Consider the following 17130-nt stretch of genomic DNA (forward strand, 5'->3'; position numbering starts at 1 on the left):
CGGTGCAGACTTATCTTGGTGTTGATGAATTTTGCAAACTTGTGCACTTGGAGCGTGAAGTTATCGAAGATATGATAAATCGTGGCGTTTTGAAAACCAAAGAGGAAAATGGAGAAATTTTGATAGAAGCGAGCGAAGGAACGATGAGTGTGGTACCTAGTGTTTCGCAAAATTTATCCTTGCAGCCGCAAGGCCAAGATGGTATCAGCTTTGTTGAAAAGACGATTGGAACGATATTAAATTTACACGAAAAGGTGCTTGACGCAAAGGATGAGACGCTTGAAACCTTAAGAAATGAGAATAAATTTTTAAAAGAGGCGTTAATCTCGATGCAAGAGCTCTACGACGAGGATAGAAAAACGGTCGAAACGCTCACGAAGCAGCTAAAAAATTCGCAAGACGAAGTAGAGTTTTTAAAGCGAAAATACAAGCTCATGTGGAACCAAGCGGTTGAAAATTTTAACGGACAAAAGTAGTTTATGAAGATTATAAATTTAGAGGAAAGCTTTGAAATTTACGGAGTAAAAACTCGCACTAAAAATGAAGATGAGATAGGCGGCAAGGGTAAAATTCCAGCTTTATGGTCTAAATTTATGAGTGAGTACTATGATGGCAAGAGTGAAATTTATAGCGTTTACTGCAACTACGAAAGTGATCTTAACGGACATTACGATAACTTCATCGGCACAAGATCAAGCCACAAAAGTGATGAAATTCTAGAGATAAAAAGTGGCAAATATGCCGTTTTTAGTTTTGCAAGAGAGCCGCAAAACATAGCAAAATTTTGGGATGAAATTTGGAAATATTTTGAAAGTAGTGAGCTAAAAAGAGCCTATGAAACGGACTTTGAGCTTTACGGCAGCGATGAGATAAAAATTTTTATATCTATTTTAGGTTAGGAAAAATGAATAAAAAAAACAATAGTTCAATCTTAGGTTTTATCGAAAATTTTGGTAACAAATTGCCAAATCCAACTATGCTTTTTATCTATCTTTCGATTATTACGATAATAATATCATTTATGTTAGAAAAGATGGGTGTTGGCGTAAGCTATCAGGCTATCAAAGACGGACAAATATCACAGCTTAGTGCAAATGTTATAAATTTGCTTTCTGCTGATAGTCTTAGATATTTTGTTTCGTCTGTGCTTAAAAATTTTACTAGTTTTTATCCTTTGGGAGTAGTCTTTGCGATTATTCTAGGTATTGGTATTGCAGACAAGTCTGGACTTTTATCGGCACTTATGACAAAGATTGCCTTAAAATCTTCCAAAATATGGGTAACTCCAATCGTCATTTTCCTTGGTGTAATGTCAAATGTTGCTTCTTCGGTTGGCTATGTTGTGCTAATCCCGCTTGGAGCTATTTTATTTGCTGGATTTGGTCGCCATCCAATTGCTGGATTAGCTGCTGCTTTTGCTGGTGTTAGCGGTGGCTGGTCGGCAAATTTATTAATCGGTACAAATGACCCTATGTTTGCGGCATTTTCTATGCAAGCAGCTAGCGTGTTAAATCCAGATTATGTAGTATTAGCAACTGCAAATTGGTACTTTATGATCGCTTCAACATTTTTGATCGTATTTGTTGGCTGGTTTGTAACAGATAAAATCGTAGAGCCTAGGCTTGGCAAATTTGATTTTTTGGGTGATTTTAGCCTAAAAGAGCATAGTGAGATAAGTGTAGAGCAAAAACGTGGCTTAAAATTTTCACTAATAGCGTTGATTGTTTTTGTAATTTTACTGCTTGTGGCTACTTTGCCTTCTGGCTCTTTATTTGGAGCAAAAGGCAATGAAAGCTTTATGAAATCTACTTTTATGCATTCTATTGTCGTTTTTATGATGTTACTTTTTATAGTGGTAGGTGTAGCTTACGGTGTAGGTGCTAGGAGTATAAAAAGCAGTAATGACGCCATAAAATTTATGGAACAATCTATTTCTGAGCTATCAGGTTTTTTGGTTTTGATATTTTTCGCAGCTCAGTTTACATATCTTTTTAATACCTCAAATATTGGGCTAGTGCTTTCTATAAAAGGTTCTATTTTTCTAAAAGAGGTCGGATTGACTGGACTTAGCCTTATCATAGTTTTTATTTTCTTGATCGCTTTTATAAATTTATTTATAGCTGTTGATTCTGCAAAGTGGGCGATGATGGCTCCGATTTTTGTACCAATGTTTATGAATCTTGGACTCTCACCAGAGCTTACGCAGGCTGCTTTTAGAATAGGCGACTCTACTACAAATATCATAACGCCTTTGATGCCGTTTTTTGTTTTGATAGTAGCTTTTATGCAAAAATACAATAAAGAGTTAAAAATCGGATCAGTGGTTTCTATTATGCTTCCTTATACGGTTGCATTTTTAATTTCTTGGACAGCGCTAATGTCATTTTGGTACATTTTTGATCTACCGCTAGGACCTGGTGCAGTTATACACTATGTAAAGTAAAATTTTAAAAGGAAAGCAATGACATTTTCACAAATAATATTAACCCTTCAAAACTATTGGCAAGAGCAAGGCTGCGTCATACTTCAGCCATACGACATGCCAGCTGGTGCTGGTACTTATCATCAAGCGACTTTTTTAAGAAGCCTCGGACCAAAGCCGTGGGCGACGGCGTACGTAGCACCTTCTCGCCGCCCGACCGACGGTAGATACGGCGAAAACCCAAACCGCCTTGGTGCTTACTATCAGTTTCAAGTACTCATAAAACCAAGCCCAGAAAATATCCAAGAGCTTTATCTAAAAAGTCTTGAAAAGCTTGGGTTAAATTTAAAAGATCACGACATTCGCTTTGTCGAGGATAACTGGGAAAGCCCGACGCTGGGCGCTTGGGGACTTGGCTGGGAGGTCTGGCTAGATGGCATGGAAGTGACTCAGTTTACGTATTTTCAACAAGTGGGTGGCATCGCATGCGAGCTGATCTCTGGCGAGATAACATACGGTCTTGAGCGCTTAGCCATGTATCTCCAAGATGTAAATAGCGTCTATGATATCGTTTGGGACGACTCTAATGGCAACATCGTAACCTACGCCGATGTACACAAGCAAGGCGAGTATGAGTGGAGTAAATATAACTTTGAAGTAGCAAATGTTGATATGCTTTTTAACCAGTTTGAAAATGCATTTAACGAGTGTAAACGCTGCTTAGAGGCTAAAATTTCACTGCCAGCGTATGATTATTGTATGCTTGCAGCTCATACGTTTAACGTCCTTGACGCGCGTGGGGCGATAAGTGTTACACAAAGGCAAGACTACATCCTAAAAATTCGAGAGCTTGCAAAAGAGTGTGCGCTAACTTATAAAGAGAGCCTAGAGCAAAAGTAAAATTTTATGAAAATAGCTGAAATTTACAAAATTCTAGATGAAATTTGCCCGTTTGCGAGCCAAGAGTCTTGGGATAATAGTGGCCTTCAAGTTGGCTCATTTGATAACGAATTTGAGCGAATTTATCTAAGTCTTGATTTGGATAGCAAACTTTTGCAAAATGTCTTACCAAATTCGCTCATCATCACTCACCATCCACTCATTTTTAAGGGGCTAAAGAGCCTGGACTACAGCCTTTATCCAAGCTCACTCATAAGAGAGATGATGATAAAAAATATCTCGCTCATCTCTCTTCACACAAATGCTGACCTTGCATTTTTAAATGAAAAATTTGTAACGCAGGTTTTGGGGCTAGAAATTTCAAGCAAAGAGGGTTTTTTGATCTACGCTGATGTGAAGATGAAATTTAGCAAGCTTTGCAAATTTGTAAAAGAAAAACTTGGGCTAGAAAATTTAAGAGTGGTTCATGCAAAAGATGAAATTTCTAAAATTTGTATCTGCACCGGAAGTGGTGCAGATCTCATCCAAGATGTAAAAGCTGACGTCTTTTTAACGGGTGATCTAAAGTATCATCAAGCTCTTTATGCAAAGGAAAATGGGCTAAATTTAATCGATATAAATCACTATGAAAGTGAACGTTATTTTGGTGATTTTTTAGCAAAATATTTGCAAAATCTAAAAATTGAAGTTATAATACGCAATTCCAAAAATCCATTTACATATTGCTAACAAAAAAAGGAAACATTATGAATAAATACTTACAACAATTAGTTGAATTATCTGACCTTGATAAACAAATAGATGGCTTTATACCACGCATTCAGGATATAGAAAAGGCTTATAAAAATATAGAAGAAGAGTGCGAAACCATAACGGTCAATATAGAAAGATTAGATGAAGAGGTAAATGACCTAAAATCTCAAAAATCAGGTACGAATGCTCATATTGCCGAGTTTAGTGCGAAGATAAAAGATGTAGCTAAAAAAAGCTCAAATGCAAAAAGCGAAAAGGAGATAAAAGCTCTAAGTCTTGAAGAAGATATTGCAAAAGAGCAACTTGAGGCTGCAAATGAGGAGATCGCTAGACTTGAGAAGCTAATAGATAGTAAAAATAGTCAAAAAGATGAGCTTGGTGCAAAAAAAGCTGAGCTTGAAGAGAATTTAAAAAATATAAAAAGCAAAACTTCATCTGAGCTTGAAAATATCGAAAAAGAACGTAAAGAAGTTTATGCTAAAAAAGACAAGCTTATCGCCACTATGAATCAAAAAATTCTTGCATTTTATGAAAAAATTAGAAAATGGGCTCATAACACAGCCGTTGTTCCTGTGAAAAAACAAGCTTGTTATGGTTGCTTTATGCAGATAAACGATAAAACTTTCTCTGCTGTTCTCAAGGGCGAAGACATCGTTACATGTCCGCATTGTGGCAGAATTTTATACAAACAAGAGCAATAACACATTTCGTGATAATAATATATTACTTTTTAGCCTCAATACTCTATCTCCTTGGGGCTATCCTACTATTTATTTTAAGTTTTAAAAAAAAGTATCATAAGTCGATTCCAGCACGTTTTTTCCTCTTTAATAATCCTAAATTTCAAGATGCAGATGTGCATTTTCACGCTTGTTCATTTGGCGAGGTGCAAGCACTCAAACCTTTGATGCAAAAATTTGATAGTAAAGCTATAAGTGTGGTGACAAATACGGGCTTTGAAGCGGCAAGCAAAATTTGCTCTAATACGAGATTTTTGCCATTTGAAATTTTCTTGCCATTTTGGTTAAAAAAGAGCAAAGTTTTAGTCATTTTTGAGGCTGAGCTTTGGCTTATGCTAGTTTTCATGGCAAAGCTAAAAGGTAGCCGTGTGATACTGATAAACGCTAGAATTTCAGACAGAAGCTACAAAAGCTACTTGAAATTTGGCTTTTTTTATAGGTATCTTTTTAAATTTATAGATAAGATTTACGCTCAAAGTGAGCTTGATAAAGAGCGGCTAAAGTCACTTGGTGCAGGTGAAACAGAGGTCGTTGGTAACATAAAAGCTGCATTTTTGCCAAGCGTGAGTAAAATTTATGAAAAGCCAAAAGCTAGAGTGATCGTGCTAGCAAGCACGCATACAGGCGAAGAAGAGATGATTTTGCAAAATTTAAATTTAAAAGAAAACGATCTCTTGATCATCGCTCCACGCCATCCTGAGAGGTTTACAGAGGTTGAGAAGATAGCAGGCGACTACGCTAAAAAGCATGATTTTAGCTTTGCGAAATTTAGTCAAACATATAAATTTGAAGCTAAAGTAAATTTGCTTGATACTTTAGGTGAGCTTGTAAATGTCTATGCTATTAGCGATATAGTAGTGCTTGGAGGCAGTTTTGTACCAAATATCGGCGGGCACAATCCAATCGAGTGCGCGCAATTTAACCCGGTGATAATTAGTGGCGAGTTTATATTTAATCAAAAGGCGTTATTTAGCCTAGTTGAAAACATTTATATCGTAAAGGCTAGCGAGATAGGCGGCATAATGGGTAGTGACACTAAAAAGAGCAAGATCGCTGTGCAAGCAAGCGCTGATGCGATCATAGAAGATATAAGGAGCGCTTTATGAGTGAAGAAAAAGCTTATAAAATTTTAGCCAAGCAAAAAAACATATCGAACAACGAAGCAAAGGAGCTAATTGACAGCGGCTTAGTTTATGCCAAGGGCCAAAAGGTAATGATCGCTCGTGCCTTGATGAGTGAAAATACTAAATTTAGCGTCGAAGAGATGCCAAAACCAAGCGTTATATTTGAAGATGAAAATTTAATAGCCATTAGCAAACCAGCTGCCATAACTAGCGAAAAAATCAGCCAAATGTATAAATTTCCACTCCTTCACAGGCTCGATAAGGATACAAGCGGTGTGCTACTTCTTGTAAAAAATGACGAATTTGCAAGCCTTGCCATAAATGAGTTTAAAAAGATGAAGGTTGAGAAAATTTACGTGGCCGCAATTAGGGGCATTATGAGCGAGGAGGTGGTTGTAAATGAGCCGATTTTAACGATAAAAAATAAAAATGGCGCCATTTCAAAGATCTCAGAAGATGGCAAAGAGGCGATCAGTGAAATTTCACCTCTCATGGTTGTGGGCAAAAAAACGCTGGTAAAAGTTGCCATAAAAACAGGCAGAACGCACCAGATAAGAGTGCATTTGGCTAGCTTAAATTTACCTATCGTTGGCGATGAGAAGTACGGCAAAAATAGAGCAAATAGAATGTTCTTGCATGCTTATTCTATCGCTCTTTTAAACTATAAATTTAAAGCGCCGATCCCAAAAGAATTTAATTCTCTTGGATTTGAGCTATTTAATAAATTTGAAATTTAAAGAGCAATAAAGAAATTATTTAGTAATATACGCCCTTTAATAACAACTTAGAAAGGTGATTAGTGTTCGAACAAATTAGCGAGTCTTTTAGATTAGCTGTTAGCAAGATACGTTTTGTAGATGACGAAAAGGCTCTAAAAAACGCACTTGACGTGCTCAAAAAAGCTCTTTTAAAAGCTGATGTTCACCATAAAGTCACCAAAGATCTACTCGCGTCTATCGAAAGCGAGTTAAAGCAAACTGGCGTTGGTCAAAAGAATTTCCTAGATGCGATCAAATCAAATTTGACGACCATTTTAACAGCTCCTGGTAACCAAGGCTTTGTCTATGCGCCAGTTGCACCAACTATTGTTTTGATGGCTGGCTTACAAGGTAGCGGTAAAACAACGACAACTATTAAGCTTGCAAACTATCTAAAGTTAAGAAAGAAAAAAGTTTTAGTTGCGGCTTGTGATTTGCAAAGATTGGCGGCAGTTGAGCAGCTAAGACAGCTCTGCGTTGCAAATGAGATTGATCTTTTCTTTATAGAAAATGAACATAACCCAATAAAAGTAGCAAAAGAAGCATTAGAAAAAGCAAAAATTGGTCTTTACGATGTGCTTTTAGTGGATACCGCTGGTCGTCTTGCGATTGATGAAAAGTTGATGCAAGAGATAAAAGATGTAAAAAATGCTATAAATCCACATGAAATTTTTTACGTAGCTGATGCTATGAGTGGTCAAGATGCTGTAAAAACAGCTACAAGTTTTAATGAAATTTTAGGAATTTCTGGAGTTATCCTTTCTAAATTTGATTCTGACTCGAAGGGTGGCGTAGCTATTAGTATTGCAAAACAGCTAAATATTCCACTTAGATTTGTCGGTACTGGCGAGAAAGTAGCTGATATTGAGAGTTTTATACCAGATCGTATTGTAAGTCGTATAATGGGTGAGGGTGACTTGGCCACTTTGGTTGAGAAAACATCGACAATTATTGATGAAAAAGAGGCAAAACGTCTAAATCAAAAGATAAAAAAAGGTCAGTTTAACTTTAATGACTTTTTAGATCAAATGGAAAGCGTTAAAAAGCTTGGTAGTATGAAGTCTTTAATGGGGATGATACCTGGTCTTTCAAATATTGCAAATCAGATAAAAGATATAGATCTTGATAATTCAAAAGAAATTTTGCATATTAAGGCTATGATAAACTCTATGACACAAAAAGAGCGTGAAAACCCAGACCTTTTAAATAATAGTAGAAAAAGACGTTTAGCGGCTGGTTCTGGACTTTCTCAGGTAGAAGTAAATCGTTTTTTAAAGCAGTTTGAAAATGCCTCAAAACTTGCTAAGAAATTTTCAGGAAAAGGTGGAGCAAAAGGACTTGCAAATATGCTTTCTCAAGCAAATTTAAAAAGACCTGTTTGATAAAAGGGTTTAAATTTGGATATTTGTTATCTAAATTTAAGCTTTATTTAAAAACAAGAGGAGAAATATAATATGGCAACAGTAGTAAGACTAACAAGAATGGGACGTAAGAAAAGACCTTTTTATCGTATAGTTGTTACAGATAGCAGAAAAAGACGTGATAGTGGCTGGATAGAAAGTATTGGCTATTACAATCCTATGGTTGAGCCAAATGTTATAAATTTCAACAAAGAGAGATTAGATTACTGGAAAAGCGTTGGTGCTAAACTTAGCGATAGAGTTGTACAAATTACAAAATAATGGTTAAAAATTTTTTATACGAATATGCCAAGTTGATTGCCGATTTTCCTGATAAAGTAAGTGTTGATCGCAAGGAACTTGGTGAAAATTTTGCTGAGATAATCATAAGTGCTGATAAGGTTGATACGGGAAAACTTATCGGCAAAGATGGCAAAATGATAAACGCTATAAAGACCGTTATTATTGGTTGTAAAGCCAAAGATAATACAAGTTATAGGGTAACGGTAAAAGCTATTGAATAGTGATATTGTTGAAGTCGCTACCATCGGAAGATGTGTTGGTTTAAAGGGCTACTTAAAGCTTCACAATAAGAGCGACTTCCCAGAACAGTTTAAAAAAGGTGCAACCTTTTTTGACAAAAACAATGATCAGCTGACCATAAAAGACTATAATAGACAAAAAGAGCTGGTTTTATTTGAAAATTTTGATGACTTAGATCTTGCTAAAACGCTTGTAAATAGAACTATATATACCACAAAAGAGCTCACTAGAAAAAACTGCAAATTAAAAAAAAATGAATTTTTTCAGTTTGATATTATTGGCTTAAAAATTATAGAAAATGGTGAAATTTTGGGTATTGTAGAAGATATCCAAGATAATTTTGCAAATTCACTTTTATGTATAAAAACAGACGAAGAGCTTATTATGGACGGTAATCCAAAGAATTTTTACATTCCATACTTAGAGTATTTTATTATAAGTGTAAATTTAGACAATGAAGAGATTTTGGTAAAAGATGCTAGAGCTATTTTAGAAAATTCATGAAATTTACGTTTATTACACTTTTTGAAAATTTAGTTAAACCTTATTTTTGTGATTCTATTTTAAAACGTGCAATTGGTAATAAATTTATTGAAATTGATTTTATAAATCCAAGAAATTTTACTGAAGATAAACATAATAAAGTTGATGATTATATGATCGGAGGCGGAGCAGGGCTTTTAATGTTTCCACAGCCTTTGGATGAGTCGATCAAATTTCTAAAAGAAAAAGATAAAAATGCTCATGTGATATTTTTAACGCCAGCTGGTAAAAAATTTAATCAAAATGATGCAAAGAGGCTTTCTAAAAAAGATCACATTTGTTTTGTTTGTAGTAGATATGAAGGTCTTGATGAACGAGTTGTTGAGCTTTGGGCAGATGAAGTTTTTTGTATAGGTGATTTTATTTTAACTGGCGGAGAGCTTCCTGCGCTTTGTATGAGTGATGCAATATCAAGAAATATACCTGGAGTTTTAGGAAACGATATGAGCCTTGAAGTTGAGAGTTTTGAGGATAATTTACTTGAAGCCCCATCTTTTACAAAGCCTGATAATTTTAGATCAATCTTTGTGGTTTCAGAGTTTTTAAAGGGTAACCATGCTAAAATCCACACTTTAAAAAATAAGATGGCTCACTGCAAAACAAGGTTCTTTCGCCCTGATTTATATCAAAAGCTTAAGCCACATAAATAAGGAAAAACATGAGAAATAAATACATTGAAGCATTTGAAAATGCTCAAATTGCTAGTAAAAATATTCCTGACTTCCGTGCAGGAGATACATTGCGTGTTGCTACTCGTATTCACGAAGGCGATAAAACTAGAATTCAAAATTTTGAAGGCATTTGTATAGCTAGACGTGGTAGCGGTACCGGTGAAACATTTATCATTAGAAAAATTGGTGCTAATAGTGTTGGCGTTGAGAGAATTTTTCCAATTTTTAGTGATTCTATCGAAGAGATAAAAGTTCTTAGAAAAGGTCGTGTTAGAAGAGCTAAATTATTCTATCTACGTGACCTTCGTGGTAAAGCTGCTAAAATCCGCGAACTTAGAAAATAATCTTACTATCTGTCCTGAAGTCTATTCAGGACTTTTAATCTTCTTTTTAAATTTAATTTTTTTAAATATTTTTTTGTTTTTTAATATTAAAAAATCTATTTATTTTTATTGTTTTTACCGCTAGGCTATAAAAATTTAAAATATATACAAAGTTTCAGATACCTTATATACTAAATTTATTTATTTTCTACTTCTTCTTATTTGTATACCAAAATAAAAAAATAACACAACAAAGAATTACTCCAAGCATTATTGATACAACTATCATAGTAGCATTTTTAGTTTCATTAAATGGTAAGCCTTGTGTATTCATACCAAAAAAGCCAGTTATAAGATTTAATGGCAGCATTACAGCTGATATCATTGTCAAAATATAAATATTTTGATTGATTTTGTCGTTTTTTATACTTTGTATAAATGTATAAATATCATCGATTCTGCATGCATATTCATTGGCCATTGTTCTAAAAACATTTGCCTCATGAGTACTATTTTTAAGCTCTTTTTTTAAATTTTGTTGCTCACTTTGACAAATCGAAAGTGTCTCATAAAAGTGAGATATCTTGTTTTGAAATTTTCTAATCTCGTATTTTAAAAAGTGGTGTCTTTTGATAAATTGATTAAAGTTTTTTCGACTAGCATAAATTTTTTCATACTCGTTTAGTTCTTCTTGATGTTCTAAAATTTTGTTTGCATATTCATTACATAGTTTTTTAAGGGCCGCTTCAAACTCGTTTTTATCGCATTCGTGATCAAGATCTTCTTTATAAATCTTGCCATTTTTAAATAAAAATTTATAGCTTTGTTTTTGTGTGAAAGAAACAAGTAAAATATAGTCGTATTCATCGCCATAAAAATATCCACAAACTGAACTTTTATAGCTCATTTTTTACCCTTTTAGCATAAAAATTTTTCTTAAATTTGGTAAATTCGCCTCTTTCTATCGCCTCTCTCATCTCTTTCATCAAATTTAGATAGTAATGCAGGTTGTGAAGGCTTGCTAGCCTAAAAAACGTTAGCTCTCTAGCCTTAAAAAGGTGGTTTAGATAGCCTCTTGAGTAGCGCTTGCAGGTGTAGCACTGACACTGTGGGTCGATTGGCGCGTGGTCGTTTATAAATTTGGCTGATTTTATATTTATCTTGCCAAAGCTAGTAAAGAGCGTGCCGTTTCTTGCGTTTCTTGTTGGCATGACGCAGTCAAACATATCAACGCCTCGCTCTACGTTTTCCACGAGATCTTCAGGTGTGCCAACGCCCATTAGATAACGCGGCCTTAGCTCATCCATAAATGGCATAACCGCCTCAACAGTATCATACATCGCCTCGTTGCTCTCGCCAACGCTTAGCCCTCCTATCGCAAGGCCATCAAATGGTAGCTCATTTAAAGCTTCGGCGCAAAATTTACGTGCCTCATAATCAGTGCCTCCTTGAACGATACCAAAGATATTTTGCTGTAAGCCAACGCCCTTGCTTTGCATAAATTTATGATAATCGATCGCCTCTTTTGCCCATTTTATCGTTCGCTTTATGCTTAGATCGATCCTTTTTGGCTCAGCAGGCAAGGCGACTAGATCATCAAGTATCATCATGATGTCGCTGCCTAGGTCATACTGCGTGTCAAGGACGGATCTTGGTGTGAAATAGTGCGTACTGCCGTCGATATGGCTTTTAAATTTTATCCCTCCATCGTCGTTTTTGGTATTTGATCTAAGCGAGAATGCCTGAAATCCGCCGCTATCAGTTAAAAACGAGCACTTAAATTTAGAAAATCCATGAAGTCCGCCAAACTCACGCACGACCTTGCTACCAGGGCGCAGATACATGTGGTAAGTGTTTGCTAAGATTATCTTTGCGTCTAAAATTTCACTCATATCAAAGGCGTCTAAGCTTTTAACCGCGCCAACCGTGCCAACTGGCATGAAAACTGGCGTTTGTATCACGCTGTGGGCTGTCTTTAGGATACCACGTCTTGCATTTCCATCTTTTTTTATAACTTCAAATTTCATCTAAATCCTTAAAATTTTTGATTTTTTATTTTAACAAAATTTATAATATAATCCAGAAATTTTAAGGCAAAGGAACTTTTTGCAAAATAAAAATGATGTCATTTTTGTAGTGGCAAATGGCGCTCAGACTATAAAATTTATAGGTAAGTTTAGCTATAAAGACGCAAAAAATTTACAAAGCATTTTTAAAAAAATCCAAAAACTTAGCGGCAATGTTAAATTTGACTTTAGTGAGCTAAAAAGTATTGATTACGCTGTTTTGATACTTTTAAGAAATGCACTAAATGGTAAGAAATTTGAGATCATCACAAATGATGAGAAGATAAAGGCGATGGGCGATCTTTTAAATGATGAAAAGATTGATTTTAACTACATGCCGCCGCACAATAGTCTAAATTTCTTCTCACGACTCGGTGAAAAAATTTGTGAAGGTTTTGTGAATTTAGCTGAGTTTGGCACGTTCTTGGGCGAATTTTTGATAAAAAGCGTAAAAATTTTATTTAATCCAGCCAGTCTTAGATTTAGGGAATTTAGTAACTACATAAAAGATGGCGGCGTAAATGCCGTTTTTATCGTATCCCTCACTGCTTTTTTGATAGGCGTTGTGCTTGCCTATCTTGGTAGTGCGATGCTTGCAAGCTTTGGTGCTAGTATATTTATAGTTGAGATCATGGGTATGCTAACGCTTAGAGAGGTGGCCCCGCTCATCGCTGCTATCGTTATCGCAGGTAGGTCGGCCTCTAGTTTTACTGCTCAAATTGGCGCTATGAAGCTAACTGAAGAGATAGATGCGATGAAGACGATGGGCTTCGAGCCATTTAACTTCTTGGTCTTGCCGCGCATCATCGCGATGGTACTTTGCGTGCCTGTTATTATCTTTATAGCTGACGCGATAAGTATCTTAGGACAGATGATCATTTGCCAAACGATACTTGATATCAGCTTTAGTGACTATCTAAATAGATTTCGCGAGATGGTCGAGCTTAGGCACTTTGCTGTTGGTATGATAAAGGCTCCATTTTTTGGTGCGGTGATAGCGATCATTGGCTGCATGAGGGGATTTGGTGTTAGTCAAAACGCCCAAAGCCTTGGAGCAATGACAACAGTTAGCGTCGTAAATGCGATATTTTGGGTCATTGCGCTTGATGCATTTTTCGCGATAATTTTTATGTGGCTAAAGATATGAATGAAATAATAGTTGGAAAAAACATAACGACAAGTTATGGCGATAAAATAATGCACGATAATGTGAGCTGGAGCGTTAAAGAGGCAGAAATTTATGGCTTTTTAGGTGGCAGTGGCGCTGGTAAAACGACTCTTATGAAGACGATGATATATCTAAAAAAGCCAAGCGAGGGCGATATATTTTTTGATGGCGTCAATATGTGGAAAAGCGGCTCTGAAGAGCAGCAAGAGATTAAGCTAAAAAGTGGAACGATGTTTCAATTTGGCGCACTTTATAGCTCGATGACGATCCTTGATAATGTGGGTGTTTTGCTTCATGAGTACTCTAAATTTAACAAGCGACAGATCGATGAGATAGCGATGTTTTGGATACAAAAAGTGGGGCTAAAAAAAGAGGTATCAATGCTCTATCCAAGCGAGCTAAGTGGCGGTATGAAGAAGCGTGCTGCACTCGCAAGAGCCTTGGTGCTAAGTCCTAGGGTGCTATTTTTAGATGAGCCAAACAGCGGTCTTGATCCTGTTAGCTCGCGGCAGATGGACGCGCTCATAAAAGAGCTTCGTGATAGCATCGGCGTGACCGTCGTCATGGTGACGCATGATGCGGATAGCATTTTTGATATTTTGGATAGATTTTTGATAATAGATAACAAAAAGATAGCCTTTGAGGGAGATATAAAAGAGCTTGAGCATCTTGAAAACAACCCGCTTGAAGAGCTATTTAAAATGAGGAAAAAGTAGATGGAAAATAGAAATTCTTATACCATTGTTGGCATGTTTTTCATAGCCTGCCTTACAGCGTTTGCCATATTTATCTGGTGGATGACTAGCAAAAATAACACAAAGGTTGATTTTAAAGAGTATTACATCCACACGAGCGAGCTGCCAAGCGGATTGAAGGTTGATTCTACGGTTAAATTTATCGGCGTGCCAGCTGGAAGCGTTAGCGATATAAATTTTGTCGATGATAAAAATGCTCTTATAAACATCACAATGAAAATTAGAGAAGATCTGCCGATAAAGGCCGATAGCGTGGCAAGTATAGAAGTTCAGACTATCAGCGGTGTGGCTAGTATAAATATAAGCCGTGGCACAAAAGACTTTGCATCAGGCCAAAAGCCTATCTTACAGCTTGAAGAGAGCCTCTTTTCAAAGCTTGGAAACAACGCTGAAAACATTACTTTAAAGATAAATCAAACACTTGATAAAGTCGATAACTTTTTCTCGCCTGAAAATATCGCTCACGTAGAGTCAGTCCTTAAAAATATCGATAAATTTACACAAGTTTTAACAGACGAAGATGGATTAAGCGAGGTTGATAGTATCGTTAAAAATGTAAAAAATTTTACAGATACTTTAAACAAAACCGATACAAAAGAACTGGTTAAAAATTTAAACACTCTAATTTCAAATGCAAACCAAGTTTTTGTATCGGCAAATTCGGCTATCACCGGATATAATTCGCTGCAAGAGCTCATCGCCAAAAAGGCTAAAGATGGTGAATACGACCTTAGAAATACGGTTGGGCCGTTATTAAGAGAAGCGAGTGATTTTTTAAATGGATTTGACAAGACACTTCGTGAATTTAGAGGCGCACTTCAAAGGCTTGAAGATAATCCTTACGAGTTTTTCTTCACAAATCCGGTGCCAAATGACAAAGGAGATAAAAAATGAGAAATTTAATCTTTCTAGCAGCTGCGTTTTTATTTTTTGGCTGCTCGCTAAAGACCGACGTGCCAGTGGCAACTATGTATGAAATTCACTACTCAAACAAAGAATGCTCGGCTGAAAATAAGCAAAAAGAGCTAAAAAATGTATTTATCGAAAATGTGAGTGCTCTTGATATGGTTGATACTAGAAAAATTTTGATTGTGGCTGAAAATAACAAAATCAGATACCTAAGTGATGCTAAATTTGTCTCTGAGCCAAGTGAAATGGTTTATAAATCGCTTGTAAAAGGGCTTTATTCAAACTGTGCTGCTAAGCCGATATTTTCACCAAATGCAAAAGATCTTAGACTAAAAGTAAGCATTATCTCTCTTCAAATAAGAGGTGACAAGGCCGAAGTTTCGCTAGCTTATGAGTTATTTAATACAAATACTTCGCTAAAATCAGGCATGATCACAAAAGAAATTTTCTGCCCAGATCCAAGCTCAAGTACTATTTTTGATACGATAAATAAGGCTACAAATTTAGCAATCGACACACTTATCTCTGAAATAATCTCTTAAATTTTCTTGGCTGTAAATTTTTAAATTTATAGCCAAAATAGCTTATTTTAAAGACCTTTTGTTATAATGTGAGCTTTAAAATATGGAGAATTGATGAAGAAAATTTTAATAATCGCAGATGGAACTTTCGCAAGAAATTTTTTAAACAGACTACTTGAAACAAAATCAAATTTACATCACTATATCGTTGTTTCAAGTGAGGATTACAGTCAAAAATCAAATTATGAAAATTTTACATTTTACCAGTTTGACCCAACTAGCCTCTCAAAGCTAAAAAGCGTGAGCGATGGCTATTTTAGTCAGTTTTGTATAGTTTGTGATGATAAAAATGAGGCGGTTGCTGTTTATGAAAATTTAAGACAGATCAGCACAAAGACCGAGACTGTTTTTATGAGTTCATGGGAGCTTGATGAAAAATGCAAAGAAATATTTGCAATCGATAAACACTTAAGCGTGGTTGATATCAGAGATATTGCAGCATCAAGGCTTATGGACTATTTACCAGATCTACCAGTTTTAGCTGATAATATCGGGCTTAGTGAGGGCGAGATCATGGAAGTTAAGGTGCCAATAGGTAGCTCTTATATGTATCGTCACATTAGCTCAGTGGCTCAAAAGAAATGGCGAATAGCTCTCATATATCGAGGCAGCGAGATCATCTTGCCAAAGCCAAATGTAATGATACAGCCAAGCGATATACTGCTAATAGTTGGTGATCCAAATGTGCTTCAAAATGTTTACCGCTCGATCAAGCGTGAAAGTGGACAGTTTCCAAGTCCATTTGGTAGCAATATCTATGTGCTGATCGACATGATCTCAATGGATAAAGAACGTGTTAGCAAGCTCATAAAGGATAGCTTGTATTTGCATTCAAAGCTAAATAATAAACGCCTTTTTTTTAGAGTGATAAATCCAACTTTAGGTGAAAATTTAGATACTTTAAAAGCGATAAAAGAGAAAAATATCATTGTTTTGATGGATTATTTTAATAGTGATAACAAATCTATAAAACATGATGTGTTAAAGCACGATATCGGCCTAATCTTAAGTGATGATAAGTATTTTTTTAAATTTAAAAAGCTATTTTATGAGCTAAAACTTCCAGTGCTAAAAACGGGTAAAATTTTGCTCTCAAATATAAAAGAGGGCGTTATACTAGGTGATCAAAGTCAAGAAGTGGAGAATCAATCAGCTGTGATAACAGACTGCTGTGCACAGCTTGATTTGGAGATGAAATTTTACTATTTTGACAATAAACACAGCGATGATGAAGCGTTAAGAGAGCATTTTGAGAGCATTAGTGCGCTATTTTCTAAACGCATAAAGATAGAAAATCACAATCTAAAAAATCCACTTGTAAAACTAAAAAATACAAAAGATTTGCTTCATTTTGTAATGTTTACTAAAAGCGTGGCAAATGGTGGGGCATTTGCCTTTTTATCTACAAATTTAAATAGGCTTTATAAAAAACTAAGCCAAAATGCGCAGCTTTTTGTGCCAGTAAGTGAGTAAA

Annotated in this window: 21 protein-coding genes; 19 read left to right on the top strand and 2 right to left on the bottom strand. The window is 35.7% G+C overall.

Annotated elements, in window-relative coordinates:
* Window positions 1–2 precede the first annotated feature (2 nt).
* The 14 genes from CYO92_RS07365 (at window position 3) to rplS (ending at window position 10198) form a co-directional block, all read left to right on the top strand.
* A complete protein-coding gene (locus CYO92_RS07365) occupies window positions 3–476 on the top strand; it encodes a DUF3972 domain-containing protein (RefSeq protein ID WP_103589368.1) in 474 nt (157 codons plus the stop codon).
* Window positions 477–479: 3 nt separating this feature from the next.
* Window positions 480–899 (top strand): GyrI-like domain-containing protein, encoded by a 420-nt coding sequence (locus CYO92_RS07370; RefSeq protein ID WP_103589367.1) that lies wholly within the window; start codon window positions 480–482, stop codon window positions 897–899.
* A gap of 5 nt (window positions 900–904) precedes the next feature.
* Window positions 905–2443, top strand: a complete 1539-nt coding sequence (locus CYO92_RS07375; protein WP_103589366.1) for an AbgT family transporter — start codon at window positions 905–907, stop codon at window positions 2441–2443.
* 18 nt (window positions 2444–2461) lie between these two features.
* Complete coding sequence (glyQ, locus tag CYO92_RS07380; RefSeq protein ID WP_087580024.1) at window positions 2462–3322, top strand: glycine--tRNA ligase subunit alpha; 861 nt, start codon at window positions 2462–2464, stop codon at window positions 3320–3322.
* Between the two features lie 6 nt (window positions 3323–3328).
* Complete coding sequence (locus CYO92_RS07385; protein WP_103589365.1) at window positions 3329–4051, top strand: Nif3-like dinuclear metal center hexameric protein; 723 nt, start codon at window positions 3329–3331, stop codon at window positions 4049–4051.
* Between the two features lie 17 nt (window positions 4052–4068).
* Complete coding sequence (locus CYO92_RS07390) at window positions 4069–4776, top strand: zinc ribbon domain-containing protein (protein WP_103589364.1); 708 nt, start codon at window positions 4069–4071, stop codon at window positions 4774–4776.
* Window positions 4777–4784: 8 nt separating this feature from the next.
* Window positions 4785–5921 carry a lipid IV(A) 3-deoxy-D-manno-octulosonic acid transferase gene (gene waaA, locus CYO92_RS07395; protein WP_103589491.1) on the top strand — a complete coding sequence of 379 codons (1137 nt, stop codon included), beginning with the start codon at window positions 4785–4787 and terminating at the stop codon, window positions 5919–5921.
* The gene (locus CYO92_RS07400; protein WP_103589363.1) at window positions 5918–6676 is read left to right on the top strand and encodes an RluA family pseudouridine synthase; all 759 of its coding nucleotides are present in this window, start codon (window positions 5918–5920) and stop codon (window positions 6674–6676) included. The genes waaA and CYO92_RS07400 overlap by 4 nt, the downstream gene beginning before the upstream one ends.
* 62 nt (window positions 6677–6738) lie before the next feature.
* Window positions 6739–8079 (top strand): signal recognition particle protein, encoded by a 1341-nt coding sequence (gene ffh, locus CYO92_RS07405; protein ID WP_103589362.1) that lies wholly within the window; start codon window positions 6739–6741, stop codon window positions 8077–8079.
* A gap of 72 nt (window positions 8080–8151) precedes the next feature.
* Complete coding sequence (rpsP, locus tag CYO92_RS07410; protein WP_021090829.1) at window positions 8152–8379, top strand: 30S ribosomal protein S16; 228 nt, start codon at window positions 8152–8154, stop codon at window positions 8377–8379.
* Window positions 8379–8621, top strand: coding sequence for a KH domain-containing protein (locus CYO92_RS07415; RefSeq protein ID WP_021091005.1), 243 nt, complete (start codon window positions 8379–8381; stop codon window positions 8619–8621). The genes rpsP and CYO92_RS07415 overlap by 1 nt, the downstream gene beginning before the upstream one ends.
* Window positions 8614–9144 (top strand): ribosome maturation factor RimM, encoded by a 531-nt coding sequence (gene rimM / locus CYO92_RS07420; RefSeq protein ID WP_103589361.1) that lies wholly within the window; start codon window positions 8614–8616, stop codon window positions 9142–9144. The genes CYO92_RS07415 and rimM overlap by 8 nt, the downstream gene beginning before the upstream one ends.
* Window positions 9141–9833 (top strand): tRNA (guanosine(37)-N1)-methyltransferase TrmD, encoded by a 693-nt coding sequence (gene trmD, locus CYO92_RS07425; protein ID WP_103589360.1) that lies wholly within the window; start codon window positions 9141–9143, stop codon window positions 9831–9833. Before rimM ends, trmD begins: the two co-directional genes overlap by 4 nt.
* A gap of 8 nt (window positions 9834–9841) precedes the next feature.
* The gene (gene rplS / locus CYO92_RS07430) at window positions 9842–10198 is read left to right on the top strand and encodes a 50S ribosomal protein L19 (protein ID WP_021090978.1); all 357 of its coding nucleotides are present in this window, start codon (window positions 9842–9844) and stop codon (window positions 10196–10198) included.
* 187 nt (window positions 10199–10385) lie between these two features.
* Here rplS and CYO92_RS07435 read toward each other — a convergent pair whose 3' ends face one another.
* On the bottom strand, window positions 10386–11084 hold the full coding sequence (locus CYO92_RS07435) for a CorA family divalent cation transporter (protein ID WP_103588205.1): 699 nt from the start codon (window positions 11082–11084) through the stop codon (window positions 10386–10388).
* Window positions 11074–12204 (bottom strand): tRNA guanosine(34) transglycosylase Tgt, encoded by a 1131-nt coding sequence (gene tgt / locus CYO92_RS07440; protein WP_103588206.1) that lies wholly within the window; start codon window positions 12202–12204, stop codon window positions 11074–11076. Before tgt ends, CYO92_RS07435 begins: the two co-directional genes overlap by 11 nt.
* Before the next feature lie 79 nt (window positions 12205–12283).
* On the opposite strand from tgt, the gene CYO92_RS07445 reads away from it, so the two are divergent.
* From CYO92_RS07445 to CYO92_RS07465, 5 genes are all read left to right on the top strand, one after another.
* A complete protein-coding gene (locus CYO92_RS07445) occupies window positions 12284–13390 on the top strand; it encodes an MlaE family ABC transporter permease (protein ID WP_103588207.1) in 1107 nt (368 codons plus the stop codon).
* On the top strand, window positions 13387–14127 hold the full coding sequence (locus CYO92_RS07450) for an ABC transporter ATP-binding protein (protein ID WP_103588208.1): 741 nt from the start codon (window positions 13387–13389) through the stop codon (window positions 14125–14127). The genes CYO92_RS07445 and CYO92_RS07450 overlap by 4 nt, the downstream gene beginning before the upstream one ends.
* Window positions 14128–15060: an MlaD family protein gene (locus CYO92_RS07455; RefSeq protein ID WP_103560349.1), complete on the top strand. Its 933-nt coding sequence runs from the start codon at window positions 14128–14130 to the stop codon at window positions 15058–15060.
* A complete protein-coding gene (locus tag CYO92_RS07460) occupies window positions 15057–15617 on the top strand; it encodes an ABC-type transport auxiliary lipoprotein family protein (RefSeq protein WP_103560350.1) in 561 nt (186 codons plus the stop codon). Before CYO92_RS07455 ends, CYO92_RS07460 begins: the two co-directional genes overlap by 4 nt.
* A 93-nt stretch (window positions 15618–15710) precedes the next feature.
* Entirely contained in the window at window positions 15711–17129 is a 1419-nt protein-coding gene (locus CYO92_RS07465) for a COG3400 family protein (RefSeq protein WP_103588209.1), read from the top strand.
* Window position 17130 lies beyond the last annotated feature (1 nt).

Source organism: Campylobacter concisus (assembly GCF_002913715.1).
Lineage (GTDB): Bacteria > Campylobacterota > Campylobacteria > Campylobacterales > Campylobacteraceae > Campylobacter_A > Campylobacter_A concisus_AG.

Coding starts and splice junctions, on each gene's coding strand:
- CYO92_RS07370 (WP_103589367.1), top strand. CDS start 480: ATGAAGATTATAAATTTAGAGGAAAGCTTTGAAATTTACGGAGTAAAA.
- CYO92_RS07375 (WP_103589366.1), top strand. CDS start 905: ATGAATAAAAAAAACAATAGTTCAATCTTAGGTTTTATCGAAAATTTT.
- glyQ (WP_087580024.1), top strand. CDS start 2,462: ATGACATTTTCACAAATAATATTAACCCTTCAAAACTATTGGCAAGAG.
- CYO92_RS07385 (WP_103589365.1), top strand. CDS start 3,329: ATGAAAATAGCTGAAATTTACAAAATTCTAGATGAAATTTGCCCGTTT.
- CYO92_RS07390 (WP_103589364.1), top strand. CDS start 4,069: ATGAATAAATACTTACAACAATTAGTTGAATTATCTGACCTTGATAAA.
- CYO92_RS07400 (WP_103589363.1), top strand. CDS start 5,918: ATGAGTGAAGAAAAAGCTTATAAAATTTTAGCCAAGCAAAAAAACATA.
- rpsP (WP_021090829.1), top strand. CDS start 8,152: ATGGCAACAGTAGTAAGACTAACAAGAATGGGACGTAAGAAAAGACCT.
- CYO92_RS07415 (WP_021091005.1), top strand. CDS start 8,379: ATGGTTAAAAATTTTTTATACGAATATGCCAAGTTGATTGCCGATTTT.
- trmD (WP_103589360.1), top strand. CDS start 9,141: ATGAAATTTACGTTTATTACACTTTTTGAAAATTTAGTTAAACCTTAT.
- rplS (WP_021090978.1), top strand. CDS start 9,842: ATGAGAAATAAATACATTGAAGCATTTGAAAATGCTCAAATTGCTAGT.
- CYO92_RS07435 (WP_103588205.1), bottom strand. CDS start 11,084: ATGAGCTATAAAAGTTCAGTTTGTGGATATTTTTATGGCGATGAATAC.
- tgt (WP_103588206.1), bottom strand. CDS start 12,204: ATGAAATTTGAAGTTATAAAAAAAGATGGAAATGCAAGACGTGGTATC.
- CYO92_RS07450 (WP_103588208.1), top strand. CDS start 13,387: ATGAATGAAATAATAGTTGGAAAAAACATAACGACAAGTTATGGCGAT.
- CYO92_RS07455 (WP_103560349.1), top strand. CDS start 14,128: ATGGAAAATAGAAATTCTTATACCATTGTTGGCATGTTTTTCATAGCC.
- CYO92_RS07460 (WP_103560350.1), top strand. CDS start 15,057: ATGAGAAATTTAATCTTTCTAGCAGCTGCGTTTTTATTTTTTGGCTGC.
- CYO92_RS07465 (WP_103588209.1), top strand. CDS start 15,711: ATGAAGAAAATTTTAATAATCGCAGATGGAACTTTCGCAAGAAATTTT.